The sequence below is a fragment of the Acinetobacter sp. FL genome (assembly GCF_040744925.1).
GTDB classification, from domain to species: Bacteria; Pseudomonadota; Gammaproteobacteria; order Pseudomonadales; family Moraxellaceae; genus Acinetobacter; species Acinetobacter radioresistens.
Genome location: NZ_CP160437.1, coordinates 899386 through 926336, shown reverse-complemented (window position 1 = coordinate 926336; position 26951 = coordinate 899386). Strand labels below are relative to the sequence as shown.

General features: G+C 40.7%; 24 protein-coding genes. 6 read left to right on the top strand and 18 right to left on the bottom strand.

The features are described 5' to 3' along the window. Positions 1–3: 3 nt before the first annotated feature. The 4 genes from trpD to folE all read left to right on the top strand — a co-directional run bounded on the left by trpD (position 4) and on the right by folE (position 3216). Positions 4–1050 carry an anthranilate phosphoribosyltransferase gene (gene trpD / locus ABZP31_RS04220; RefSeq protein WP_034686150.1) on the top strand — a complete coding sequence of 349 codons (1047 nt, stop codon included), beginning with the start codon at positions 4–6 and terminating at the stop codon, positions 1048–1050. A gap of 19 nt (positions 1051–1069) precedes the next feature. Further along, on the top strand, positions 1070–1894 hold the full coding sequence (gene trpC, locus ABZP31_RS04215; RefSeq protein WP_367156918.1) for an indole-3-glycerol phosphate synthase TrpC: 825 nt from the start codon (positions 1070–1072) through the stop codon (positions 1892–1894). Further along, complete coding sequence (locus tag ABZP31_RS04210) at positions 1887–2576, top strand: Smr/MutS family protein (RefSeq protein ID WP_005015133.1); 690 nt, start codon at positions 1887–1889, stop codon at positions 2574–2576. The genes trpC and ABZP31_RS04210 overlap by 8 nt, the downstream gene beginning before the upstream one ends. Positions 2577–2667: 91 nt before the next feature. After that, positions 2668–3216, top strand: a complete 549-nt coding sequence (gene folE / locus ABZP31_RS04205; protein ID WP_171053875.1) for a GTP cyclohydrolase I FolE — start codon at positions 2668–2670, stop codon at positions 3214–3216. 69 nt (positions 3217–3285) lie between these two features. On the opposite strand, the gene ABZP31_RS04200 is transcribed toward folE, so the two are convergent. From ABZP31_RS04200 to hemE, 5 genes are all read right to left on the bottom strand, one after another. Then, positions 3286–4644 (bottom strand): diguanylate cyclase, encoded by a 1359-nt coding sequence (locus ABZP31_RS04200; RefSeq protein ID WP_106438616.1) that lies wholly within the window; start codon positions 4642–4644, stop codon positions 3286–3288. Between the two features lie 122 nt (positions 4645–4766). Continuing rightward, positions 4767–6653 (bottom strand): DUF4105 domain-containing protein, encoded by a 1887-nt coding sequence (locus ABZP31_RS04195; protein WP_367156917.1) that lies wholly within the window; start codon positions 6651–6653, stop codon positions 4767–4769. A gap of 67 nt (positions 6654–6720) precedes the next feature. Then, positions 6721–7191 carry a DUF3015 family protein gene (locus tag ABZP31_RS04190; protein ID WP_005015141.1) on the bottom strand — a complete coding sequence of 157 codons (471 nt, stop codon included), beginning with the start codon at positions 7189–7191 and terminating at the stop codon, positions 6721–6723. Positions 7192–7327: 136 nt separating this feature from the next. After that, on the bottom strand, positions 7328–8140 hold the full coding sequence (locus ABZP31_RS04185) for a DUF817 family protein (protein WP_265769177.1): 813 nt from the start codon (positions 8138–8140) through the stop codon (positions 7328–7330). A gap of 9 nt (positions 8141–8149) precedes the next feature. After that, positions 8150–9223 carry a uroporphyrinogen decarboxylase gene (hemE, locus tag ABZP31_RS04180; protein ID WP_005015145.1) on the bottom strand — a complete coding sequence of 358 codons (1074 nt, stop codon included), beginning with the start codon at positions 9221–9223 and terminating at the stop codon, positions 8150–8152. A 216-nt stretch (positions 9224–9439) separates the two neighbouring features. On the opposite strand from hemE, the gene ABZP31_RS04175 reads away from it, so the two are divergent. Both ABZP31_RS04175 and ABZP31_RS04170 read left to right on the top strand, forming a co-directional pair. Next, positions 9440–10696 (top strand): L,D-transpeptidase, encoded by a 1257-nt coding sequence (locus ABZP31_RS04175; RefSeq protein ID WP_005025203.1) that lies wholly within the window; start codon positions 9440–9442, stop codon positions 10694–10696. A 282-nt stretch (positions 10697–10978) separates the two neighbouring features. Continuing rightward, positions 10979–11239, top strand: coding sequence for a hypothetical protein (locus ABZP31_RS04170; protein ID WP_005025201.1), 261 nt, complete (start codon positions 10979–10981; stop codon positions 11237–11239). A 100-nt stretch (positions 11240–11339) separates the two neighbouring features. Here the strand turns inward: ABZP31_RS04170 and ABZP31_RS04165 are convergent, their stop codons facing one another. The 13 genes from ABZP31_RS04165 to ABZP31_RS04105 form a co-directional block, all read right to left on the bottom strand. Continuing rightward, positions 11340–12488: an alpha/beta fold hydrolase gene (locus ABZP31_RS04165; RefSeq protein ID WP_248135474.1), complete on the bottom strand. Its 1149-nt coding sequence runs from the start codon at positions 12486–12488 to the stop codon at positions 11340–11342. Between the two features lie 231 nt (positions 12489–12719). After that, positions 12720–12986, bottom strand: a complete 267-nt coding sequence (locus ABZP31_RS04160; RefSeq protein ID WP_005025196.1) for a PAAR domain-containing protein — start codon at positions 12984–12986, stop codon at positions 12720–12722. 29 nt (positions 12987–13015) lie between these two features. Then, on the bottom strand, positions 13016–13777 hold the full coding sequence (locus ABZP31_RS04155; protein WP_005025194.1) for an OmpA family protein: 762 nt from the start codon (positions 13775–13777) through the stop codon (positions 13016–13018). A gap of 2 nt (positions 13778–13779) precedes the next feature. Then, complete coding sequence (gene tagF / locus ABZP31_RS04150) at positions 13780–14739, bottom strand: type VI secretion system-associated protein TagF (protein WP_005015160.1); 960 nt, start codon at positions 14737–14739, stop codon at positions 13780–13782. Positions 14740–14773: 34 nt separating this feature from the next. Beyond that, complete coding sequence (tssM, locus tag ABZP31_RS04145; RefSeq protein WP_262475618.1) at positions 14774–18589, bottom strand: type VI secretion system membrane subunit TssM; 3816 nt, start codon at positions 18587–18589, stop codon at positions 14774–14776. Positions 18590–18618: 29 nt separating this feature from the next. Continuing rightward, positions 18619–20040: a hypothetical protein gene (locus tag ABZP31_RS04140; RefSeq protein ID WP_262475620.1), complete on the bottom strand. Its 1422-nt coding sequence runs from the start codon at positions 20038–20040 to the stop codon at positions 18619–18621. Beyond that, positions 20034–21035, bottom strand: a complete 1002-nt coding sequence (gene tssG / locus ABZP31_RS04135) for a type VI secretion system baseplate subunit TssG (protein WP_005025188.1) — start codon at positions 21033–21035, stop codon at positions 20034–20036. The genes ABZP31_RS04140 and tssG overlap by 7 nt, the downstream gene beginning before the upstream one ends. Beyond that, positions 20999–22807, bottom strand: coding sequence for a type VI secretion system baseplate subunit TssF (gene tssF, locus ABZP31_RS04130; RefSeq protein ID WP_262475622.1), 1809 nt, complete (start codon positions 22805–22807; stop codon positions 20999–21001). Before tssF ends, tssG begins: the two co-directional genes overlap by 37 nt. 12 nt (positions 22808–22819) lie before the next feature. Then, entirely contained in the window at positions 22820–23296 is a 477-nt protein-coding gene (gene tssE, locus ABZP31_RS04125; RefSeq protein WP_005015186.1) for a type VI secretion system baseplate subunit TssE, read from the bottom strand. 79 nt (positions 23297–23375) lie between these two features. Continuing rightward, entirely contained in the window at positions 23376–23879 is a 504-nt protein-coding gene (locus tag ABZP31_RS04120; RefSeq protein WP_005015188.1) for a type VI secretion system tube protein Hcp, read from the bottom strand. A 50-nt stretch (positions 23880–23929) separates the two neighbouring features. Next, entirely contained in the window at positions 23930–25411 is a 1482-nt protein-coding gene (gene tssC, locus ABZP31_RS04115) for a type VI secretion system contractile sheath large subunit (protein WP_005015197.1), read from the bottom strand. Beyond that, positions 25404–25907 carry a type VI secretion system contractile sheath small subunit gene (tssB, locus tag ABZP31_RS04110; RefSeq protein WP_284909005.1) on the bottom strand — a complete coding sequence of 168 codons (504 nt, stop codon included), beginning with the start codon at positions 25905–25907 and terminating at the stop codon, positions 25404–25406. Before tssB ends, tssC begins: the two co-directional genes overlap by 8 nt. Positions 25908–25927: 20 nt before the next feature. Next, entirely contained in the window at positions 25928–26614 is a 687-nt protein-coding gene (locus ABZP31_RS04105; RefSeq protein ID WP_005025177.1) for a hypothetical protein, read from the bottom strand. Positions 26615–26951 lie beyond the last annotated feature (337 nt).

Sequence of the window (26951 nt, the reverse complement as noted above, 5' to 3'; positions counted from 1 at the left end):
TATATGAACATTCAACAAGCTCTTAATCATATTACAAAAAATATTCATCTGACTCAGCCGCAAATGGAAGAAGTCATGCGTAGCATTATGCAAGGCAGTACAACAGAGGCCCAAATTGGTGCACTGATGATGGGTTTGCGCATGAAAGGTGAAAGTATTGATGAAATTACTGCTGCCGCACGAGTTATGCGTGAGTTTGCTATTAAGATTGATGTAAGTGATCTCCCTTATCTGATTGATATTGTGGGTACAGGTGGAGATGGTCAGAATCTGTTTAATGTATCTACTGCATCTACATTTGTTATTGCAGCAGCGGGCGCTACAATCGCCAAGCATGGCAACCGCGGTGTATCAAGTAAGTCTGGTTCTTCCGACCTGCTTGAAAAAGCAGAGATCAATCTTGATCTGAACATGCAGCAAACTGAGCGCTGTATCCGTGAAATGGGAATAGGTTTCCTGTTTGCACCTAACCATCATAAAGCCATGAAATATGCAGTAGGCCCACGTAAAGAACTGGGTATTCGCAGTATTTTCAACTTGCTTGGCCCGCTTACGAATCCGGCCGGCGTCAAACGTTTTGTAATTGGGGTATTTTCTGATGAACTTTGCAGCCCAATTGCAGAAGTAATGAACCAATTAGGTGCCGAGCATGTCATGGTGGTACATTCCAAAGATGGCCTGGATGAAATCAGTCTTGCAGCACCAACTACAGTCGCTGAACTGAAGAATGGTGAAGTTACCGAATGGATACTGAATCCTGAAGATGTGGGGATAGAATCTCAGACATTGACTGGTCTTGTGGTAAACAGTTCTGATGAAAGTCTAGCGTTAATTAAAAACGCATTAGGCAAAAAGAAAACACCGGTAGGTGAAAAAGCTGCCCAGATGATTGCTCTAAATGCAGGTGCGGGACTGTATGTTTCCGGGTTGAGCCAAAGTTATAAACAGGGTGTCGCTTTAGCGCATGACATTATTTATGGTGGTCAGGCACTTGAAAAAATGAGCGTATTATCAGAATTTACTAAAACCTTGAAACAGTACGAAGTATAATGGTCAGGAATAAATAGTCATGATAGATATTGCAAACACAATTCTTGGTAAAATTGTTGACCGTAAAACTGAAGAACTGGCTGCGCGTTTAAAACAGCGCGGTTTAAAAGATATAGAAGAACTGGCACAGGCCGCGACACCTGTGCGTAGTTTTGTGCAGGCATTGTCATGCAAGTATCCTGGTGTAATTGCAGAGATCAAGAAAGCTTCTCCGTCTAAAGGAATTATTCGTGAAAATTTTAATCCTGCAGAAATCGCCCGGCAGTATGAACAAGCAGGTGCAGCCTGCCTTTCAGTACTAACTGATGTCGACTTTTTCCAGGGTGCTGATGAAAACATCCAGATTGCGCGCACGCACTGTGGCCTGCCCGCATTACGTAAAGACTTTCTGATTGATCCCTACAATGTTATTGAAGCTCGTGCTCTTCATGCTGACTGTATTTTACTGATTGTTGCTTCATTATCTGACCAGCAACTTGAAGAAATGTCTCAAACCGCTTTTGAACAGGGAATGGATGTACTGGTAGAAGTACATGATGAATATGAACTGGAACGTGCTTTACAGCTTTCAAACCGTTGTTTGCTTGGCGTAAATAACCGTAACTTGAAAACCTTTGAGGTTGACCTCAATACATCATTACGTTTAAAGAAACTACTCGACCCTTCTCGACTTTTAGTCACAGAAAGCGGTATTGCCAGTCCGGATGATGTACGGCTAATGCAGGAACATGATATTCATGCATTTCTGGTTGGGGAGAGTTTTATGAAGCAGCCATATCCTGATCAGGCTTTCACAGCCCTGTTCGGTCAGCCACAGAGAGTTGAAACCTTATCTTATGAGTAAAAAAGACTCTACACTTTCTAAAGACCAGCAAAACCTGCTGAAACAGTTTAGAAAGCAGATTTCTATTCCTCAGTCTTCACCTGAAGCGAAGCAGACTGAAGTTCAATCAGCCCGGGATGACAAAGACTCTGGTGAAGACTTGGATCTGTTTAAAAAAGCCTTGCAGGGTGTACAACCTCTGCAGGGTAGTAATATTGCTCAGGTGGAAAAAACACGAAAGTTTAAACCCAATGCCCAGATCTTGGCTAAACGTGCAGCTGCTGAGGGGCCGCGTGAAGTTGAGCTGGCTGAACTCTCAGATACCCAAGCTGTATTAAATCCGGTTGGAAGCCAGTCTAAACTGAGCTATCGTATCGCGACCTTGCAACATAAGGTATTTGAAGACTTAAAAGCGGGAAATTTACGCTGGTTTGAAGCGGTCGACCTCCATGGCTGCACGGTAGAAGAAGCACGTGAAGCAGTTTTGCAAATTATTCAGATGGCAAAAGATGAAAATCAGAATGTCATCAAAATAGTGCATGGTAAAGGTCCAGAAGCTGTGCTTAAAACCTATGTAAATGGCTGGTTGCGTCAGCACCGTGATGTACTGGCCTTTGTCAGTGCACCTGAAAATCAGGGCGGTACAGGCGCAGTGTTGGTACTACTTAAGCGTGCTGAAAAAAATCTGAAATTTAAACAGTAATTGGCATGCTTATTAACTCTCAGACTTTTGATAGTTTTCTGTTACAATGTCGCCCTTGTTCAACCAGTGTAAGTGAACACGCCTTATGTCTATGCAGCAATCCTACGCAAATATCCTAACCGCCGTTGGTGAAGACCTGAATCGTCCCGGTCTTAAAGATACGCCGATGCGTGCTGCCAAAGCGTTCTCATACCTCACGTCAGGTTATAGCAAGACACTGGAAGAAGTGACCAATAATGCGGTTTTCCCTTCGGATAACCGTGAAATGGTACTGGTTAAAAATATCGAATTTTATTCACTCTGTGAGCACCATCTTCTGCCATTTTATGGCCGTGTACATATTGCTTATTTGCCAGAAGGTAACGTTTTGGGTCTGTCCAAATTCGCCCGCATTACTGAAATGTTTGCCCGTCGTTTACAGATTCAGGAAAATTTGACCCAACAAATTGCTGAAGCAGTAGCAGAAGTGACTCAAGCACGAGGTGTTGCGGTCATGATTGACTCTGCACATATGTGTATGATGATGCGTGGCGTAGGTAAACAGGAATCTACTACACGCACAGTTTCTTTTATAGGTGACTTTAAAACAGATAAAGAAGCTCGCCGTGAATTCTTGAGTGCTGTGCCTGAAAGTTACTAAGCTTAAAATTAAAAAGCCTTGCAAACGCAGGGCTTTTTTTATCTCTTGCTGTATAGGTAATGCCGTTATTTATCCCATATATACATTGTTTCGACCATTGTTTTTAGCCGCATATAAAGCCGAATCTGCGGCATCTAAAAAGCGTTGGTAATCAGGATGCCCATCATATAATACGGCGCCTACACTGACTGTAAAATTAAAGCTGACACCCATAGTAGACCGTATAACGGTTTCTTCAATCCGCATACGGATATTTTCAGCAACGCTTTGAGCCCGGCTCAGGTCGCTATCGACCAATAACAGCAAAAACTCCTCACCCCCTATACGAAAAGCATAATCACTGCCTTTGGTACATTCGAGTAAAACTTCAGCCAGAAACTGTAAGGCCAGATCCCCTGCTGCATGACCAAACTTGTCATTAATTCCTTTAAAATGGTCAGCATCAATTGCCAGTAAAGTTAAGGGTGAACCATTTTTACGGGAAAAATTAATTTCCCGGTTAATAATCGTATTTAAATAACGACGATTAAGTAGCTGGGTTAAAGAATCATTACCCGAGCCGATATACTCGGAAACCTGAAATAACTGATCAACCAGATGCTGTATTTCACGATTTTTTTCACGAATCCGCTGTATTAGGGCAATCGCATTGGCTTTATCCTGGCTCTCAAGTACCGCCAGATTAAGTTTATCTACCTCATATATGCGATCAATAATAATCTGTACCTGGTCTGTGCCAGAAAAAGCATAGGCTGCTTTATGAATAAACCAGAGACCAAATTCTGATTTGGACAATAGCAGATGATTAAAGCTAGCACTGTCTGAAAATACTTTAAACATCAGCTCATTTTCCCAGTCTAACAAGGAACTGCGCTGTTTATCCTTTTGAATCGATACATCCTGCATCGCAGAAAATAAACGGTAGGTATGTTTAATATCATTATTAATTTCAATATTTGCTTCGTAGGAACGGCACATAATTTCAGAGGCAAAACCAATGCTCTGTACAATATAGTTGGTTACAGTATAAATATTCTGCTGGGTTCTAGAAGCTTGCAGAGAAAAGACTTTTTTTTCGATTTCACGTATTCCACGCATGATTAGCCAAGATGGAATACCGATACGCGCATGCACATTGCCAATCACCAGTTGACGTTGTACAACTTCTTCATAATTTTGTTTAAACGGCATATTAAAACAATCGAGTAACCACTGATTTAATGTAGTTTTCAGGCGGCTTTGTACAATCTCATCAGATAAAAAATAGGATGCCTCTTTCTCCTGCATCATATTTTTATAAAACTCATCGACCAGTAAAAACGAGTTATCTTGGATAAATTGGGCAGTATAGTTTAAATCAGTTGCAGAATATTGCCCGCATATATCCTTCCATTGCTCGGCAAGCATGGTAATACATTGTTCATTCATACAATTGATTCCAGAGGGCCTAAATTATCCTTTAACAGGCCCACCAATATAACAAATTATCGTATGATGCGCTTCAGGGTATTTTAGATGTAGTCTACTAAAACCTGTCTTTTTAATTGGATTTAGAAATATCTGATATATCCTAAACTGGTCTTAGTCCAGTTTTTATGGTGCTGCTGTTGATATTCCCAACCCAAACGCAGAGCATTTTGTGGAGTAAAGGCATATTGCAACTGGGTGTTGAGTTTTAACTGCCATTGGTGCGCATCCTCCCAGTAGGGTAAGGCTACCTGTACCAAGCTGTTCACTTGTTCTGTCCAGATATTCTGACATCCTAACGTTGGTCCGGCGCCAATGCGCCATCCTTTATCTAGAGCCTTACCAGCTTGTAAATGTGTCTGAGCTTGTACATAACATAAATGTTCACGGGCCTGATCAGCATAGCTATATCCACCTTGAACATTAAAGTTTAATACACCGTGTTGACGGTCTTCACTAAACTGTCCATCTTGTTCCACACTTTCTTGTTGCCAACCAAAATTGAATCCCCATGATAACGGCGTTTTAAAAGGGGTAATCGGGTTATATGAGTTTACTGATAAAAAATCAAAATGCTCCAATTTTAACTGGTCATTCCGATACTGTATTGAACCATCCCAGAAATTTAACTGCGTGCCGGTGCGAAATCCGCCCTGTGGATCAATAAGATCATGATAAGCCTGACGGTGACCAAGTTCTATAAAAGACTGGCCCTGCACCTCACCGGTTTTAATTGAAATATTACGTGCTTTATGACTCTGAGTAGGATCAATTTTCGGTCGTTCAGGTTCCTGACGCTGTTTATCCAGATTGATCTGGCTTCTTAGGCCCAACAGCTGACGAAAACGTGGCTGGGCAAAACTTTCATCAACCTTGCGTCTTAAAAATTGTAGATAGAGGTCATCATAAGCCATTTCCAGGATTTTAGCCTGATCATTCGCTGGATAGTCCTTTACAAGATCAGGCATTTCTTCAGTTTCGGAAAAAGCAACCTGATGAGCAGTTTTAGCTAGGGTTTTACCATGTTGCCGTGCTTGTGCCAATAATTGGGTTTCTAAAGCCGGACGATATATTTTGTTTTTAACGAGCCCCTGCTCATCCATTGCTTTCAAGGTTTCTACCGGTATCGCAGCATAACCGAACTGTTCCTGTAAATTAGCTTCTGGACGTACCAGATCAATTAAGCCTAATAAACGGTAAGCACAGTTGTCACTAACAAAATAATAGGGGAATGTCACTTTCTGCATTTCCCAGATATGTTCAACCATAAACCGGGTTTCTTCTGGATTTAAATCCAGTTCATATTCCCATAGATCACGGCTTTCAAAATCTCCATACTCTTTTACCTTACGGTAATACGGCATGAGGGAATATTCGCCAGGATACCGGCCAGTTAAGCCTTTCCAGGCAAAAGACCAGTTATCTGTACCGTTTACTGTAGCTGCATAGTTGACTGCATAAGAGACCAGATTTAACTGTTTCTGGTCTTTAGGGTCCAACCGCAATAGAGTGTGCCCAAACATGGAGCTTGGGTTGCCCATAAAGTCTGTAGCATAAATAAGGGTAGCCTTATAAGGCTTAACCTGCCCGATCCAGCTTTCAAATTCAGGACAGCTGGCTTGAGGCAACTGGTGTTCGGAAATTTGTAGTTGCTGCATTAACCAGCGGCTACGGGCGGGAAATTTGCATCGGACAGATTGATTCGGTTCAGCGACCTGAAACAGGGCCTGAATATCCTGCTGCATTTCCTGTTGCAGATTTTTCTGTCCATCTGGCGCAAGAAAATATCCTTTATAGCTCACCTCACTATGGCCGGCAGTATTGGCATACATTAAGCGCTGCCAAGTGATATCTTGGGCCAGCTTTTTCTGTTGAGCAAGATTTAAATAGTAGGATACATCTGGTGTCGTATCTGCTGCATGGCTCAGGCCAGCTACCGTCAGGGCAAGGATCAAAAAAACAAGTTTCATGCAGTAATCTTTTTCTCTTTATATAAGAAAAACCCTGTCTTTAAGACAGGGTTTTTTGAATATCTAATTAGACATAAGCTTTAAGAACTTCATCTTTTGCCATTACGGTTTGAAGGGAAGCCAGTACCTGTAAAGTATTCTGGTTATCAGCCGAATAAATTTCAGAGAAATTCTGTTTAGATACCGCAAAGAAACGTGCTTTATCTTCCTGTTTAATATTCATTAGTTCAGCCAGCACATTCAGGCTTTCACCTTGGCCTACAGACATATCACGAGCTAGCGTCTCGGCATTTTCATTAGTAAAAGTCACGACCTGAGCAGTTACTGTACCGCCTTGGCTACAACCTAATGTACCGAAAGTAATCCCGAGCCATTGGTTGGTAAAAATCACGTTTGTGGTACCAGCGAACAGTTTAGGAATAATCCCACTCTGACCTTGCCAAACCTGACTACCTACACCACAACCAACATCATTGTCAGCCATTGCTACACTTGAACCTGCCGCTAATACAGCAGCCAACATCAGTTTTTTTAACATACTTATTCTCCAGTTATTCTCATGCAGTGTTGTTATCGCTATACATGTGTAAATTTTATTACACAGTAGTGAGATTATCCGGAAGTGAAGCGCTTCGCAATTAAAAAAATGCACTGTTAAACAGAAAGATAACAATTCATTTATCTGCTGTTTTTTTTAATTGCCATCGGCCTTGACCATCTCTGTTGCCCAATATTTTTAATACCAGTACCAAACTCAACAGTAGCAGTAAATACCAAGAACCCAGCTTGCCCCACCCTACCATATGCCATGCATCGACTTGGCTCGGATATAACCAGATTTTATAAAATGTACTGATATTTTCGGCAATCCAGATAATAAAAGCCAAAATCAGAAGAACTGGCAACATCGGTAGTTCAAAACGGCTATAGCTCAACTGGAAATACACCCGGGTTTTCCAGAATAAGGCTATACTCCAGAAAAACAGAAGATAACGAATATCTGGAATGAAAAACTTGCTCATAAAATTAATATAAGACAAGAGAGCTAAAACCAGCATAGGTAAAAAGCCTGGCAGATGTGTAAAGACGACTTGATATAATCGTAACGATCTTGCAAAGAAGCTACCTACGGCAGAATACATAAACCCGGCAAACAGTGGAACAGTCAATATTTTAAAAACAGCTGGCTGTGGATACTGCCAAGAAGCAATCGCAGGATGGGTAAGAAAAATTTCCATCAGCATTGCCATGACATGAAACAAGGCTATTACTTTAGCTTCTGCCCAAGATTCAAGCTTTAAATACAGCAGACAAAATTGAATGATCAGGGCATATAACAGCAGATAGTCATACCGGAACAAACCATAGAAAGCCTCACTTCCCATATTTGCCGTCAACATAAAAGCCAATAGCAATAAAATTCCAAATAAGGCAGCCGAAGCTGCCTTATAAAGAAATTCAAGTATGTTTTTAAGAAGCAGAATCATCCGTACATATTATCCCAGATATTTAGCACTGTACTCGTGTACAGTATCAATAAATACTTTCGGATGTGCTGGGTCTACCCACTGGGTAATTCCATGTCCAAGATTTGCAATATAACCCGTTTTTTCACCATTCAGATAGGCATCATCCAGCATAGCTTTGGTGGCTTTCTCAATTGTAGTTGCTGAACCGTATAGCGTCGCCGGATCAAGATTTCCCTGTAGCGCAGCCCGGCCATTTACAGTCTGACGTGCTACATGAAGTGGCGTGGTCCAGTCCAGTCCAAATGCATCTGCGCCAGTTGCAACCATCTGTTCAAGCCATTGTCCGCCGCCTTTGGTAAACAAGATCACCGGAATACGTCGGCCATCTTTTTCACGTTGCAAGCCAGTGATAATCTTCTGCATATAATTTAGCGAGAATTCAAGATATTCACGATGTGCTAAAGCCCCGCCCCAGCTATCAAAAATTTGAACCGCCTGTGCCCCAGCGTCGATCTGGGCATTTAGATATTCAGTGACTGCTACTGCCAGACGATCCAGCAAAGCATGTAATACCTCTGGCTGCGCATACATCATCTGTTTGGTAAAACGAAAATCCTTACTTGAGCCGCCCTCTACCATATAAGTTGCTAACGTCCATGGGCTTCCCGAAAAACCGATTAAAGGCACTTGGCCGCCTAGAGCAGAACGGATAGCACTGACTGCGTTCATGACATAGTCTAAATCCGATTTGGCATTAAATGCGGGCAGATTTGCCACATCCTGTTCTGTACGTACTGTCTTTTTAAATTTTGGCCCTTCACCTGCCTCAAAATACAGCCCTAGTCCCAAAGCATCAGGAACAGTTAAAATATCGGAAAATAAAATCGCTGCGTCAAGTTCATAACGGCGCAAAGGCTGTAGGGTTACCTCACAGGCAAACTCGGTATTTTTACATAAAGACAGAAAATCGCCAGCCTTGGCCCGGGTCTCACGATATTCAGGTAAATAGCGACCTGCCTGACGCATCATCCATACTGGCGTAGAATCTACAGGCTCACGTAACAGGGCACGGAGAAAACGATCATTTTTCAGGGTCGTCATTTACTTTCCTAACATGGTCTTGGTCTTGTTGCCATCATAGCAAAAAGGCCGCATTTTGAATAACTTCTTGCCATGTTTATACAGTTTCATAAAATCACTTAAAAACAGTTTTAAAAGTATGAATTACACAAAACAAATACTGCATCTCCGTAATTTTTCTGCAATACTTAACTAAATTTACACCCAGCATATGAATAATTCTTAAGGTTGATTTCCATGTTTGTTCGCTCATTACTCGCTATGAGTTTAAGCTGTATTATTACTGGTACAGCCCTGGCTGCTCCAACTGCTGAACAGCCGCTCAATCCTAAAGTTGCCGCAACAAATACGGTCGAAGATCCAATCGACCCTCTAGAAGTCGGTGAAGATACACCAGCGAATAAAACAGAAACTGCAACGACCGATTCCCGTATTACTGCTCAAGAAGAGCGTGATCTGGACCGCGCTTCAACCACCTTGCAAAATCTGGCCCGTACTGAAGATAAAAAGGCGGATGTTGGTACCGCTCCTTCTGCTGCAAGCAAGACCACCAATACTCCGGCTAACGTAAATCAAGCCGCTAAAACTGCTTCGTGGACTTTGGAAGGACTGAATAATGCCGAGTGGTATGATGCAATTGGCAAGGGCCAATTTCCAGTCTATGCCCGTGCCCATGTCATGTTAAATAATGCACATGCTTCACCTGGTGCAATCGATGGTATGAGTGGTAAAAATACATTAAAAGCAATTGCCTCTTTTCAGCAAATGAATGGTTTAAAACCTACAGGTGTTTTAACCAAAGAAACCTGGGACGCATTAGTTGCTAAAACTGCCGGTAAACCAGCTTTTGTTGAATATACAATTACGGAAGATGACCTAAAAGGGCCATACGCCAGCTCAATACCTTCAGACTACGCGCTACAGGCCAAAATGAAAGGTTTATATTATGTACGTGTTTCTGAAATGCTGGGCGAAAAGTTTCACATGGATGAAGATTTTTTAAAGAAACTTAATCCGAAAGCGACTTTTAAAAAAGCTGGTGAGAAAATTATTGTAGCAAATGTACGTAATGACTTGCCTGAAGATATTCACTTAATCGTTGCCCATAAAGGTGCAAAACAGCTGTATCTGTTTAATAGCCGTAATCAGATGATTGCTTCTTTCCCGGCAACTATTGGTAGTACGGATACTCCTTCTCCAGCAGGTACCTATAAAGTTACAGGTGTAGCACCGAATCCATGGTATAGCTATTCACCAAGCAACTTCGTTCAGGGTAATAACAAAAAGCCTTTATCATTGCCGCCTGGTCCGAACGGCCCTGTAGGTAATATCTGGATTGGCTTGAGCAAAAAGTCCTTTGGTATTCATGGCACCCCGAATCCATCCCTCATTTCTAAAACAGCTTCACACGGCTGTATTCGTTTGACCAACTGGGATGCTAATGATTTAGGTAAAAAAGTACGCTCTGGCGTTACTGTCAAATTCCTTGAGTAATCACGACCAGTTAAAAAACCACCTTCGGGTGGTTTTTTGTTTAAAGAACATAGCTATAGACACCAGATGTATTCTCTTACAAAACTGCTATCAACTTTCACGTTTTTAGACAACTTGGCAATTTCTTTAAAATACTTTGATGCTAGATTAGACCTAAACCTATAGTAATTAGAATACTGTACCTGATGCTTAATATTTCATAATGACTCTTGATTAACCAGTTATCAAAATGGTTATTCAAGCAGTAGAAATGACTCATCCTAGATATAGAAGAGGTCAGCCATGAGAAATGTATATGAAAAATTTAAAGAATTTATTGGTCATCAACCTGATCACCTGGATATGACAGCTAAAGCTGAAATTAGTGAAGATAACGAAGATTATTATCTGATTACCCAAGGTATGCCTTATTCCTTCCACCGTGATGGTGAAACCACTTATATCACCTTTAATGGTGAAACCGAGAATATTGGAATGGATACTTTCCAGCAGCACAAAGATCAGATTCTGGCATATCTACAGCAAGTCACCAGACAAATTTAGAATCAACTTAAAAGTTCAGTTTTAGATAGAAAAACTCTCCTGCATAAGCTGCTTAGCTAGAGCCTTATATGCAGGAGAGTTTTTAATATTATTTCTTTCATCAAGCTGCCTGTACAGTTTGCTGACCAGATACTCTGTCTTGTGTATCACCAAATTGTGTAAAGAAATCTGCGATTAAGCGATGAGCCCAAGAGCTGGCTTTCCAGCCTTCATAATAGGCACAGTGACTTCCTTTTGGTGTAGTGACCAGCATGATATTATCTTTTTCGCAAATTTTATCCAGATAGGCTTGAGCATTTTCCAAGCGGCAGACCGGATCATCTCCTGAATTGAGCATCATCAGCGGGCTGGTTACCTGATCAAAAACATAAATTGGGTTTGCTGCTTTCTCATAAACTTCATAGCTTTCAAACCCTGCCAGCTCATAAACCGCAAGTTGAAATTCATGCAAATCTCTGGCGGATATTAGCGCCTGATAAGTTGAAAGCTGAGAGGTTTGATCCTGATGAGCTAAAATAAATGTTTTAATAAGCTGATGCGTCATATATTGACTGTAAGCTTTATGTGCAACTTTAAATACTTCATTTAAGTTATAACCGGGACAATAGGCGAAGGCAGCTTTAAAGGCAGATTTCTTGCCCATTTCTCCTAAATACCGGACCAGCAGACCTGTTCCTGCCGACACGCCAACACAATAAAGTGAGGACTTTTTAAAACGTTCCCGCACAAGAGATATTTGCTCACGCAAGTCATCGGTAGAGCCGACAATACTTAAACGTGGTGTAGTCAATTTTAAGTCAGCATGTCCTCGCCGTAAACATAGTACTACCCTCCATCCTGTCATCAAACGCAGATCACGTACCAGTTCTCGCATACTTTGTGGCGTTCCCATTATAGTGTGCAGTACAAAAACCGTAGGTACATCATCCGGTAAATCATAACCCGACCAGTAAAGCGCGGTTGTACCTCCATCTTGCATGGTAAGAAGTTCTTCATGATCATATTCTAGTTGGGTAGTTTTTTTGCGGATCATATCAAAGTAGAAGAGCTGTAGATGAGTATTAAATAGCCAAGGTGTAGGTATATAGGGCTGATTCAGGAGAGCAATCTGCTCGGCCCATCTCTTGGCCTGTCCTGTAGGGTTATAGTATAAAGTGGGTTGTGCGGCTCCACTAAAATTTTCAAAAAGCTGGGTTACCGTGTTTAATTTTTCATACAGAGACTGAGTATTTAATTGTAGGTGTAACATAGCAGGCTCCTTATCTCGTTTTTATTAGTAAGAACGCTATTACTTTGTCACCCGCCGCTTATAACGGGCCGACTTTGAGTCTTTCCTAGACTTAGGATGATTATTAACGATAAAGACACGGTCCAGTTTGATCTAATTGTAATTTTCTGGGCTTATTATGTGAATCTTGCCACAGTTATTTATTTTTATTCTTTTACTCTTTAGGCAGTTTTAGGTTTAATTTGTAGCACTTTAATTTTCTCCTATTACGCTATTCTGTTTTGGCAATAGTTTACATCCGCATGCCAATACATCATTTGCACGTGCTACAGCTTTGCCCATGACTTGCATGTGCGAGTCACCTGATATAATTGTAGTAACGGTTTTATGTTTTGGACAAGTTGCTTTATCTCCTACACACGCTACTGGAATACCTTCCACCAGAAAAGTATTATTTCCGCTGATAACTTTTCCACCACCTGTGGTCGGACAACCAATTACAATATAAGGAATTGCCATTTTAGTTTTCCTTTATTTTTTAAGAGGTACTAAAGTACCTCAAACTCAATACGACGATTTTTCTTGCGGCCCTCTGCAGTTGTATTATCAGCAACCGGTTTGCTTGAACCCATACCTTCCGTACTCAGATTTTCTGCTTTAATATTTTTAGCAATAAGATAATTGCGTACAGCCATCGCACGTTCCTGGCTTAGTAAAAAGTTTTTATTGCCATCCCCCGAACTGTCTGTATGACCAATGATTTTAACTTTTTTTCCGCCTACCTTATGTAAGGCTACTGCCATTTCTTCCAGAATCTGACGTCCAGCCGCTGTCAACACCGCACTGCCTGATTCAAATTCAACAATCCGGTTTTTTAAAGCATCATCAATAATTTTCTGCTCGGCCTGATTTACAGATAATTGGGCATTAAAGCGATATGGTTGCTGTATAAGCATTTGAAAATTTGCAGTAGTAGGTTGAATATCATTCGGATGACTAACCTTACCATTAAGCTCGATTTGTGTACCTCGTACGCGCAGCTGTCCCTGTCTGACTTTTTTAAGTTCTGGCGTAATTACACGAGCCACAGAATCACTCCAGCCATTTGGGGCTGCTACAGGCCGCACCTGAATTTTGTCAATCACTTGGTTTGCACCATATACAGACTGCATTCTCATCAGAATCGCCTGTTTACTGGCTTCATTTGGTACCACTCCCTCTACAACTACAGGTTCTGCCCAGACTAGCGAACCTCCTCCCAAGCCAATAACACAGACTACAGCATATTTTAATTTTTTATAAGATCGCATATTTATTCATCTAAAAAAGTTTGGCGAAAGAGTTTTAAGCCTTGATTTAAACTTAATTGCCGCTGGCATAAAGCCTGTTCTAGAGTAGCTAAACCAGCATTCTGCTCCAGATATGGATCAATCCATTGGGCCTGAACTAATGATACCCAGTGTTCACTCTGCATATTGTTAACAAAAATATCACTGAGGGCCAATATGTCAGCACCTTGAAAGCCAAATAATAGGACTGGCTTTTCTTGATGCAAAATACCAATGAGAACTTCAGTTTGGGCTTTTTTTAAAAAATGCCCGATCATACTTACCCATAGGGTCGCCACTTCATAACAATATATATGGCTATTAATTGGAAGAATCAGTATCTTATTTAATCGACTGGTTCCATTTTTCAAAATGGGCTGTAATAACAGACCTAAACCAATCATACTTTGTACCAGTTCATATACACTAATTTTCATTAACTGAGCAAATGTATGCATCGTATGATTTTCATAAAATGCCTGTGCTTCAGCTATGGTAAATGACTGAATCTGGTCAGGGAGATTTGCCAATTTATTCAGCATGATATCGCTATTATGAATTGTTCTTAGTACCCTGTTTCTCTGGAATAGGTCAACTAAAACCGGTTTATAACAATAAGGTGCTAGGAGTAGATTCTGATAGGGTTGTTCAACTTCCAGTAAGTGACTTAATACCATAGGAAAAGGCCGGCCCGAGCTATCTTCACTGGTGATGAGATTAGCCACCAAAAACATTTTTTCGTGAGGGTTAGCGATAAAAAAATCTAGAGATGGTAAAGCTGCATAGTGCTGCTTAAAGCCAGTATTCTGCATGGCCTGTTCCAAAGCTTCTGTAATCCACTGATCAATAACCTGTATCAGTGCATACTGCCCCTTTGATTTCAGGAAGTCGCCGCGTGCAGGGGTTTTTCCATAATATAAAGGCGTACTTTTTAAATACTGCATTGTTTCGTCCCTTGAATATCCTTATTCTCTTGCATCAGGAAGTACCTCCTGTCTGCGGTACGACAGCAGATCCAGCTGGTTTTAGTCCAACTGCAGATACTGCCGGTGCAGGCTGTGCAGAAACAACTCGTACTGCCTTGTCAGTTGTGACTTTATCGACCAGCTGCAAACCTGAGTATCCACGGCTTGAACCGATTCCTCCTGAACTGCTTCCACTAATCAGGCGGAAATTCACTTTTACAAATACCGATGGATCAGTTTTACTGCGCCATACCATTTCAAAGCTGCCATTTTGCTCCTTACGCTGAGCAGAATCGATCAGGCGATTAATGCCATATTCACCTGGCTCATCAAAAATTGTATGGGTTTGCCCTTGCAGGTCTACAGCAGTAATACGCGCTCCAGGAATTGCACTACGGTTCGGCCAGACAAAGTTTACCCACTGCTGAATCCCATTTTCATAGAGCATACGTTGACCATCAATATCGATGGTATAGGACAGAAGCTGTGGATTCTGTAATGGATAGAACTGGAAATTCGACTGGTTCGCTGCGGGCGTAGCAGTCGGCTGGTCAAGTGTACCTGTTGCCATACCATTGATTGGAGCAACATAACGCTGAAAGTTTAGGACAAATTGTGGATTCAGGCTAATACCCAAATCTTTCCAGGTTTTGGACGTTAAAGTATAACCACGGCGAATGACCAAGGGGTCTAATATTTCTTTTACAAAACGGGCAATACTACCGGTATCCCCAAAAATTTGCCCGATTTCATTACTGGTAGCTTGTAATGAGACAGAGGAATTAAATGGATATTTTTGGCTTAAGTTCGCTTGAAATGGCTGATATGCCTGAATTATCCAAAGCTTATTAATCTCTTCTTGTGCAGGTGTAATCAGGCTGGCAAAAGACTGGGTCAAAGGACTCACTAAAAGTTTCTGTATCATCTGCTGATCAATATCGTTCAGTCCTACCAGCATTCTCTCATCAATATGCTTTTGTGCAGTATTAAAAACTGAGTTCTGATCACTGATAGTCTGTTTAACCAGTGCCATAGCACTCGGACCAATTTCACCAGCATTCTTCAGGTCATTAAATTTACTTCGCACCTGGGCAAGATTCTGCATGTATTCATCAAGCAAGGATTTATTCTGCTGATCGTCACGTTTACGTACCAGTTGATAGAACATCTGATATTCCTGTGAGATTGGTCCTTGAGCTTTATTTGATACCTGTTGTGACATTTGCGCATCACTGCGGTTTAACACTTTACGTTTAAACCAGGCAATAAAACCTTTTTGTGGCACAGCCAGTTCAGCCTGTACTACCGGGTTATCCCAATTTGTTTCAATAGCAATACGCTCAAATAGAATACGGATTGGTGAGTTCTGTGGTTCACCCAGTAAGTCAATATTTTTAGACTGCTGACTAAACTGGGGAGCTTTTGCATAATAAATACCATTCAGGAATTTTTTCCACTCTGCAATATATTCCTGCTTGTAGAGAGCAACTAGCTGCTTACGGATCTGCTCTGGACTGCCAGAGAAAGTCAGGTCATCTGACTGACGGCTGTTGAGTACCCAGTCTTTACTATCTATCGGTTTATTGGCTGCTTCATCAATTGCACTACTAACATATTCATCCCATGCCTTTTGGGTAAAAACGCCTGGAAGAGCATAACTGCCGAGCACAGCACCTTTATTATTTTCGCCAACAATCTGGCCTGCTGTTAAGGCAGGAAAGCGTACAGCCGCACGCATTTTGATTTCATTATAGACACGGTCACGTGCAGGCATACCGCGAATGACAGACAATAAGACCTGACGGGTCTGATCTACCAGCTGAGTATCTGCATCAAGTACCGGAAACTGCTGATCACCAGTTAATGTCATAGCATAAGAGAGTACCTGTTCAGCCTGCTGGATCATATCTCCCCGAGACATTTGACCACGGTTAGCATCCACCCATGACCGCCAGAAACGCGTAACCTGATCACTTAAATGCCCTGCATCCATATATTGCGGGTTGCTCATCATCAGATAAGCTTTCAAAGCATTATAAGCATCTTGTGGATTGGTATCTAAAGGTTCCAGATATTGCCCAGTCTTAGCCACCTGCTTGACTTCAACATTGATATGATTAGCTTTAAGTGTTTCTTCATTATTTTTAACCCGCTGCAAATATTGCGCAATATTTTGCTGGGTGGGCTGCAACACAATCTGACGAATACCTTTTAAATACTCAGCCTTTAAAGTCTCACGGAGTTGGTTTCCCTGATACAGGCCAAAGCGGAACTTTAAAGGGCGATGTTCATCAAACTCATCGAGCTGCTGTAAACGCTCCTGCAAGATGAGTAGAGCCTCAAGCTGCGTAGAAAGCTGCTGACCAGAAGCCTTTTCTAAATGTACCACTTTATCTAAATCAGCCTGCACATCTGCAATCAACTGCTGGTTGTTACGATATGACCATACCCATAAACCGAGAATAATAGATACACCAAGCAGAGCTCCTATAAATGCCAGATAGCGCTGACGTTTTCTGCCTGGATTAATATGCTGTTTTACCAGATTTTTATCTTTTAAAATAATATTAGAAAATAGTCCCTTCAGAAAATATCCATGATTCTGTGGAGCAATGTTATGATCACCAGGTTCAGCTTGAGGAATTTGAGAAAGATGAAATTCCTGTGCAATCTGCTTTGTCATCGGACTTTCAATTATACCTTCTTGCAAGGCACTGGTGAAATAAAACCCCCGGAATACGGGCTGAAACTGATAAGGATTATCTTCAAACAATGTGCTGATAAAGCTTTTTAATGCCGGTTTTAAAGTTTTAAACTCGAGCGGGAATGTCATTACACTTGGTGAAATATTCTGTGAATGACGACGACTCAGATGCGTCGTACTGACCCCCTTTAATCCATTGTAAAGTAAATTGTAATGGTGTTCGAAAAGCTCAACCGCATTTTGTGATGAATTCTGTTCATACGGCAGAGTTGCACCCCAAGCCTGGTTATATTCTTGTGCTTCATAACAATCAAAAAACTCAGTGAAACCTGCGATCAGATCCATTTTTGAAAAGACCAGATATACTGGCACCACTACTTCCAAACGCTCGGTTAAATCCTGAATTCGGGCGCGCAAGTTTTTTGCCAGTTTAAGTGAATTTTCTGGGCTCTGACCAATCAATTCAGCAATACTGACAATAACAATGAGCCCATTTACTGGTGCCTTAGAGCGATTCTTTTTGAGAATATTAAGAAAACCCAGCCATTCAGAATGATCTTCTGCATAGACAGAATAACGTCCAGCAGTATCCAGTAAAACGCCTTCTGTAGAGAAGAACCAGTCACAGTTCCGTGTGCCGCTTAAACCTGCTGAAATCATTTTCTGGTGCGTCTCCTCAAATGGAAACTTTAACCCCGAATTGTAAATTGCTGAACTCTTGCCTGCTGCCGGATTACCAATAACCATATACCAAGGTAATTCATAAAGTGCGGCATTACCTTTTTTATCTCCCAGCTTTGACTTGCGAATTAACTGGATAGAATCTTTCATCTGCTGGTTAATCAGTTGAAGTTCTTCTTTATTTTTTTGCTGGCCATACTCGGCTTTTGTATCCTGCTGAATTGCATTAGCAAGTTCTTCCCCTTGCACCGTATGACGTCTGCGCTGTACTAGCCAGTAAATACCATAGCAAATAAGTCCCAGCATGTAGCTGGCTGCCAGTGCCCAGAAAATGTGTCGTGGTAAAACAGAGTAAGATGATACCAGAGCAACAAACAATGATAAGGCAATAATAGCCCTAGGATTGGTAATGTACTGCCACAAGTAACCTAAAATGATATACATTGAGTTCTCGTATTTCTAAAAATAATTAATCAGCTATCAGTTATTGCTTCCCGAGGTCCTATCTCCTCAGGAATATCTTGGATAATTGCCTGTATATCCTGTCCAAATACCACAGCGACCTGTTCCGGCGGCAGTAACATACCAAGCATCATTCCATAAATTTTTTCCAGATTTTGTGTATGGCCTAAACTTGCTCTACAGTATAAATAGTGGTGTGGCTCAATCGGACTCTGCTCAAAATATTGCTCTATTCTCTTTAATGTCTTGATCTGTGTGATATCATCAAGCACCACCACAAAAGGTTCTTCATTTTTATACTGTGGTAGTTCATCAATATTCAGTTCTTCCAGAATATGTCTGACCTGATTCTGGTTTATAGCCAGCACTAACCTTTTTAAAGGTAACAGCTGTTCAAAATTGACCTTTGTAGATGCTATACAACAGCTGCTCGAAAATTCTGCTGGCAGATAATGGTCAGAGATCCAGATGCGCTCATCAATTATCTCCTGATCAATTTCAGAATCAGCACTAATGATCAGAGAAATTTCTTGGGTCTGATCCTGCTGCTGTTTCAATAAAATTAAAAAATCATGTACTACCGTTTCTGCGCCAAGAAAATGATATTCCAGATGTATTTTTTGCGGAATAATGCCAAGATTACTGAAAAACTCCTGTAACCGGTTTTGGTGAGCCGTTTCGTTCCAGACGCGCTGTAAATCTTCAGATAAAAGAATATGCAGATTAAGACGATCGAGTCTTTCCACCTGTTTAAGTTCTGGTACAGCAACTTCATCTGGATCATATTCTGCGCCTGGATCTATCCAGGCAGGATGCATACGGTAGTCATGAATTTGTTGAGTTTCATAGAACAGACTAGAGTATTTTAGATGTTCAGCAACCTGAAGAAGTACCTCAACATTTTTTTCAAGCTGGTGCTCTACTAAAGCCATAATACGTTGTTGACGTACCGAAAATGTGGTAAGCCCATCTTCATTTTGCTCCGGTCCAAGTTTTTCATCCAGCTCTTCAATACGGTAAGAGAGAATTGGCAGCCCATTGCTATTTTGTAATTTCAGGTCCAGTTCAGGACTTGTATATTCTTTTAACTGCTCAAGAATGGCTCCATCTTCACCTAAAGCACTGTAAACATGCGCAGCATAAATGTTCAGCTTTAGCCATTCAATCTGTTGCGTCACCTGAGTACTTGGTGCTTCTTGTGCTTTCTGTTGTGCCAATTCAGCCTGCTTTTTTTTACTCTGATAGCCCTGATAAGCTCGATAAATCAACCATGGCGAGAGTAAAAAACATGTTATAGCAAGAGGTAAAAGCCCGAAATAGACCAGGAAATCCTGACGTTCTGGCTCATATTGAACATCTCTCCAGTACAGAATGATCAAACTACTTAGCGTTAAAAATACACCAATAAAAGTCGCCAGGCTTTTTTTCAACATGAAACCGCTCCTATCAGACTATAGCAGGTTTCATAGTTATGCTGGGGTTGCTCCGGTGGCATCAGAAAACTACCTTGTCCCAGACCAGCAGACTGTTGATGCTCCAGATGCGTGGCCTCAATTTCACTCCGGTCCAAGATTAATCGCACATCAATAAATAATGTTGGACTACACCAAGACTGCACCAGACGTTTAAGTTTTATGTAAAGCGGCTGCTGTGGTAAAAATTCCAGATACTGTGCCCGTTTCATAGGGCCTATCTGTATTTCAATTTTTCCATCAACCTGCTGAACGGTATCGCCACAAAATGTATTTAGTCCCAAAAGGCTGGGTTTGTGACTATTGAGACGGGTTTTTTGTTCATCGGCTAATTTAAAGGTTTCCCTGATGAATTCCCGTATATGTATGTTCTGCTTAAAGATACAGCTCAGCATGGTTTTCAGCGCATGAGGAGTATTATTCTGTCCCTGCATCAGGCCCGCGAATTCCGCAAAATACTCGTCCAGCTCAGTTTGCTGATGCTGGGTACGAATATAACCATTTAATGCATGCAAGATATCCAGATAGCGGTTTTCCTGTTCAACTTCATAACGTATAGGTAAATTATAGCTAATACTCGAATCTACGTACTGTGCGGCCAGTTTATGATTAAATAAGCCCAAAAACTCTTTCACTTCCAGACGTTGCTGCCGGGTACCCTGTTTAACCTTACAGGTATAAGCATAAGGTAAAGCACCCTGAACACCAGTAAGTCCTACTACCAGATTAGTCAAATGCAGGTGCTGCTCTTTAAATTCCAATTGCTCCACTTCTGATGCAGGGAAACTTAGATTAAAAGCAGGTTCAAACTTAAAAGTATCTGCCCACGCAGAATTGCCGCGTAAATACGGAACATGTCTCAACAGACGTGTTGTCTGAATAAACTCAAAAGTACCTGCTTTATTAAATAACTGGTCAATTACAGAAGAGTTTTGCCACCAACGTTCTGCACGCATTGGTATAACTCCTGCTGACTTAAACTGTCTGTGATTACCACATCAACGAAGCTGTTGATCTGGACCTTCAAATTAAAGATATGACTAAGTAAATAACTGAATATATATAAACTATGGCCCCTGAAGACACTGCTATTTATACTTAACTCTGCTTTAACACCCCGAATAAACATGGGAAAAGGTTTTGCATCAACCAGTTTATGGGTTAATGAAAACTCTAATTGATCAATTGCATTAATAATTAAGTGATTTTCTTTAGAAGACGGCAGATTATATAATGCAAGCAATTCCTTAACATGGCTTAGGCTGTCGCCTTTCATTAAAGCTAGCGTATTCAGTGAAAGATGAGAAATAATACGCCACTGTTCAGTTTTATTCTGATCGAAACTATAAGGTACCGTTGGACGTTTAAGTATTAATGCCCGGCGTGCCAGACTGCTATCATTCAGATTTAAAATATTATTAGACTGGCTTAATGCCTCATGAGCTAAATCACGGTTCGAACATAATAAACGGATACTGATAAAATCAGATTTAATCTCAAAGGGTTTTAAATGTTTAGAGATGATTGAGTAGCGCATCTCGACAAAGTTGGTTTGTATTGGCTGATAATCCAGCGCATAAAAAAACTGTACCTGTTCATTTTTATAGTGGCTGATAGCAAAAAATGGTAAAACACTAGTATAGACCTGCTCCTGATTGGTTTTCTCACGCACCATATTCATTTCAAGAATTGAATATACTTGATAAGATTCAGGATGATGTGTATCCGTAATTAATGGATAATATAGCTGGGTATGAGTGATTTTCTGTGGTTCAGCTTGCTTTTCAAACAGGTTGATGGCTGGTGAAGTAAACAGCTTAAAATTTGCAACATTCAGTTCAGAATAATTACGAATCATTGATTGGTCATTCAGATTCAGCTTAAAATAAATTAGAACCTCAAAACTCTCATACTGCTGAATACGGCCTTTTAAAATACCAAGATCAAGATTTAAATAATTAAATTTTTCAGGAAAACAAAAATATTCCATCAGTAGACGATAGGCATGATGGGTATGCTGATCTACTGGTAATAGGCATTCTTCTTCTGCAAAACCTATGATACTAAAAGGGTTATCTATTTTTAAGATCTGTTGACCAATTCGCAAGGCAAATCCAGTCTCAGGCCTAAAAATACTGTCTAAAACCTGTAAAGGGAAATTTGAGATTGCATCCAGGTAGATAGGTAATCTTTCCTGTATCAGAACAGCTTGTGCATTATTAAAAATGTCAAATTTTAAGCTCAAGCTTGCATTCTGGCTTAAATGTATATGTGCAGTTGGTGATGTTTTAAATTCAAGTTGACTTAAGGCAACAGGAAGCAATATTACCTGTTGACTGGTATTAAACTCACACTGTACCCCTCTAAAACTGCGCGACTTCAGGGTTGTCTTTTTAGGAATAATATGTCGGCCAGTCAACTGTCTGATTTTATTTTCGTCTTCAAAACTTACTATCGTACAGGCTGGAAAATGCCGCAAATACTGCGGAAACATTACTTCAAATAATGCCCGAGTAAATACGTCATAACTATCTTCAAGCTTTTTATCAATCCGAGCTGCAATTAAAGAAAAAGCCTGAATTAACCGTTCAATATGCGGATCATCAATCTGTTCTTGATTTAATGATAAACGCTGGGCAATTTTAGGATACTTCTGTGCAAACTCTCGTGATTGCTGACTGAATTCTTGTAATTGCTTTTCATAATACGGTAAGAGTTGTTCTATCACAGGAGGCCCACATTAAGTTCTTGCAGAGATAACGTATTGTTGTGTTGTTGGTTTTAATAAAGCATCAAAAAGTACAGGTTCATATAGAGGATAAATATTTAAATAAGCCTGAATACTCAAGCAAAGTGACCCCATATTATGCCCATCAAGTAACATTTCTACTTTGACCTGCTTAAGACGTGGCTCATGTGCTTCAATAGACTGCTCGATAGAATGACAAATTGTCTCCCGATCCAGTGGATTAGCGGTAGAAAGTCCCACAAAGTCAATAATCCCAAACTGTAAAACAGATTTACGGGCCAGTGGATAAGCTGTCATCTCTTGATCAAATTTTGCCACACGGCTGTTTAATAAATCTTCTAGATCATGAGCAACAGATTCCCGTAACTGCTGGATTGAAAGTCCCTGTAAATAGCGGTCTTGCTCTGGAATCAGGCGATCAAACAATGTCGAACGGAATCCATAAGGGTATAAATGGTCTAGATTCATTTTTTAGTTATAAATAAAAGCTTAATAGAAATAGAGGTTAACCAGGTGTTAACCTCTATTCAGGGTAATCACTTGACTATTATGCAGCGTAAGATGCTGTATTATTAGAAAGTGACCATTTCTTAGTAACTGCGCCTTTTGCTGTACCATTAATATCCTGTTGGTTATAAGTCCACTCAACAGCGGCATATTTCAGACCAAACGCTTCTGTTGGCACACCCTCTTCATTTACAGTGGGTGTTACGCTTGAAACAAGTACATGCTTTAACTTGATTTGCAGATATTTAATACGTTTATCGCCATTGGCCCGATAAAAGTCAATCTGTACTTCATCAAAGGTATAGCCCGCAGAACATGCTTCCCATAATTTAGGGCTGGTTGCATCCAGATCTTTTACAAATATCATGTCTGAATGCTCAACACGTTCAGCCGTATGCCCCCCTACACTACTTGAAGTTGCAGATTTAGGCTGACGAATATTATGAGACCAAGAGTTAACCTCAAGCCATCCCTTATGCTCACTGTCACGTGACTCACCATCTACTTTATATTTACCTCTAAATTCGATATAAATATCTTTCATTTAATAAACTTCCTCTTTTAATTTAAAGTTATTATGTGGTTAGGTTCTTTTTAGTTGGAAGACTGGGGTAATTCAGTCACGAGTCGCAAAGAAACAGACAACTCATCCAGCTGGAAATGCGGTCTTAAAAAGACCACCGACTTGTAGTGCCCCGGTTGCGCCGGATCTTCTACAACTTTTACTGATGCTTCACGAAGTGGATACTGTGCCTTGGCTTCTTGTGATGCACCATCATCAAGTAATACGTACTGGGATAGCCATTCATTTAGAAATGCCTCTACATTACCTGCCGAAGCAAAGCTGCCGACCTTGTCGCGCATCATTGCTTTTAGATAGTGAGCAATACGTGATACGGCCATGATGTATTGGATCTGGCTAGACAGTGCAGAATTTGCATTAGCTGTATCGTTGTCATATTTTTTTGGTTTCTGAGCTGACTGGGCACCAAAGAAAGCTGCATAATCTGTATTTTTGCAGTGAACCAGCGGGATAAAACCAAGGTCGCTTAACTCTTTTTCACGTCGGTCAGTAATGGCTATTTCTGTTGGGCACTTGAGTAACACTTCGCCATCTGGGGTCTTAAAAGTGTGCACAGGCAGTCCTTCTACCAGGCCACCGCCCTCTACACCGCGAATTGCTGCACACCAACCATATAAATCAAAAGCATTTGTCAGACGCGTACCGAATGCATAGGCTGCATTCATCCATAAATATTCGTCATGATGCTGACCAGATACTTCCTCAGCGAAATTAAAACCCTCTGTTGCAGTACCCTCTTTAGGATGATAAGGCAAACGTCCCAATACGCGTGGCATAGTTAGAGCAACATAACGCGCATCTTCACTATCCCGGAAGGAACGCCATTGTACATATTCAGCAGTTTCAAAAATTTTGGAGACATCTCTTGGACGGTCAATATCAGTAAATGATTCAAGACCCAGAATACTTGGACTGGCTGCGGAAATAAAAGGTGCATGTGCTGCAGCAGCGATATGAGAGATCTGCTCAAGCAGATACATGTCTGAAGGAGTACGGTCAAATTCAAAATCACCGATCAGGGCTGCATATGGAGCACCACCGAAGGAGCCATATTCCTCTTCATAAATCTTTTTAAACAATGTGCTCTGGTCAAAATCAGTTGCGCCCTGAAAATCTTTTACCAGTTCCTTCTTAGTAGTATTCAGCATCCGGATTTTGATCATCGGATTAGAAGGTGTTTCTTGGCAAAAATAATATAACCCGCGCCAAGTCGACTCGATCTTCTGAAATTGTTCATTATGCATGATCTGGCTAAGCTGGCCGGAAATCAGTGCATCAATTTCTGCAATACGCTTGTCAATTGAAAGCGTCATATTTTCAGATACTGTAATGGTTCCTGCCATTACTTCTTTTGCTAGCTCGCCAATCAGGCTTTTAGCACGGTCATGTTCTTCTTCATTTCGCGCAATGCGGCTTTGTTCAACAATAGAGTCCAGCAGATTGACTGGTTCATTTTCCAGAGCAAATGCAGTAGCTGCCTGAGTATTATTCATGTTCAGCCTCCGCGCTCAGTTTACGTATCTGGTCAGTACTTTTAAGTACTTCATCCAGTAAGTCTTCAAGCTTTTCACTATTGGATATCTTGTTACGCAAATCTGTCAAACGTTCACGCGCTTCCACAAGTTTGCGCAAAGGTCCTACCTGCTGAGCCACCTGCTCCGGCCGAAAATCCTCCATAGACTTAAATATCAATTCTACAGACATGCGGCCGCCCTCCTCAGTCAGAGTGTTATTTACCTGAAAAGCAGCACGTGGAGCAAGTGACTCCATGACTTCATCAATGTTATCCAGATCAACATTAATGAATTTCTTATCTTTTAATTTAGTCTTTTCCAGTTCAGAAGCAGCAGAAAAATCCCCTACTACTCCAACTACAAAAGGTAATTCTTTGGCTTCTTTACCATCACCAATTTCAACGTCGTAAGTGAGCTGAACACGTGGTGGACGAATCCGCTGAAGCTTTTTCTGTACGCTTTCTCTTTTCGCCATAATGTTGTATTCCGAATAATTTATTTAAGTGATTCAAATGGATTCGTGCCAGTTTTACTTATACTTGCTGAATTTGGCTGTTTAGTTGCTGTACTTTGGCGGGCTTTCACCGGCGCTGTACGAATGTTGCTATTACGGGAAGGCTTTGCTGTGGTGGTACGTTTGGTTGACTTTACTACTGAACGCGCTTCGCGAGTTTTTATCGTCTCATCAGTAATAGCTTTGGTATTTATCGTCTCAGGTACGGGCATAGCCATACGGATCGTATCACTTAACTCTTTGGCAGGTGGGTAAGTCAAGTCATTACTCAAGAACCGCATTTCATTAGTACGCATATCCTGTAAGGCCTGTTTGGCAATTCCTATTCCTGCAAGAAAGGTAACATCTGTTAAACCTGCACCTCGAACATTTTGCTGTTTGAGTTGTTGTGCAAGCGCTAGTGCATTTACGGGCTGATTCAACTCGTACATACGCAAGGCAGCCTGAACAAGCAGGTCATTTTTACGCGCAGCATTATTTTTATCACAAACTTGTTGATAAATTGATAATAACTCAGGATCTGTTTGCCCTGCAGCCAGTGGATTCTGCTTAACACATTTGCTTTTTAATTTGATGGAGTTCACATTATCTGCTGCATAAGCCAGATTAATTCCACTTGGTAAATTTATACCTGTAAATAGGAGCGCTATTAAAATACCTTTCTTCAAAACATGCCTCATTTTTTATTTAAGTTTTTAATTGATAGGCTAAAAATTATTTTTAAAAAATACTTATCTATCAATCTTTATACATTAACAAAATAGATTTGCCGAATTTAACAAAAAAACTACGATTAATGTCAAGTTGAGTTACGTTTATTAAACAATCTCCATATTTCCTCTAGAAAACTGCCCACAAGCTATTTTATGTAATATACATGTATATTTTTTTACACAAACTTCACATTTTTATTGTAGAATAATAAGAGAATTCAGTCATGGCATACAAGTTATTGAAATATATAATTTTATCCATTTAAAATATTAAAAGAATATCAAATTAATA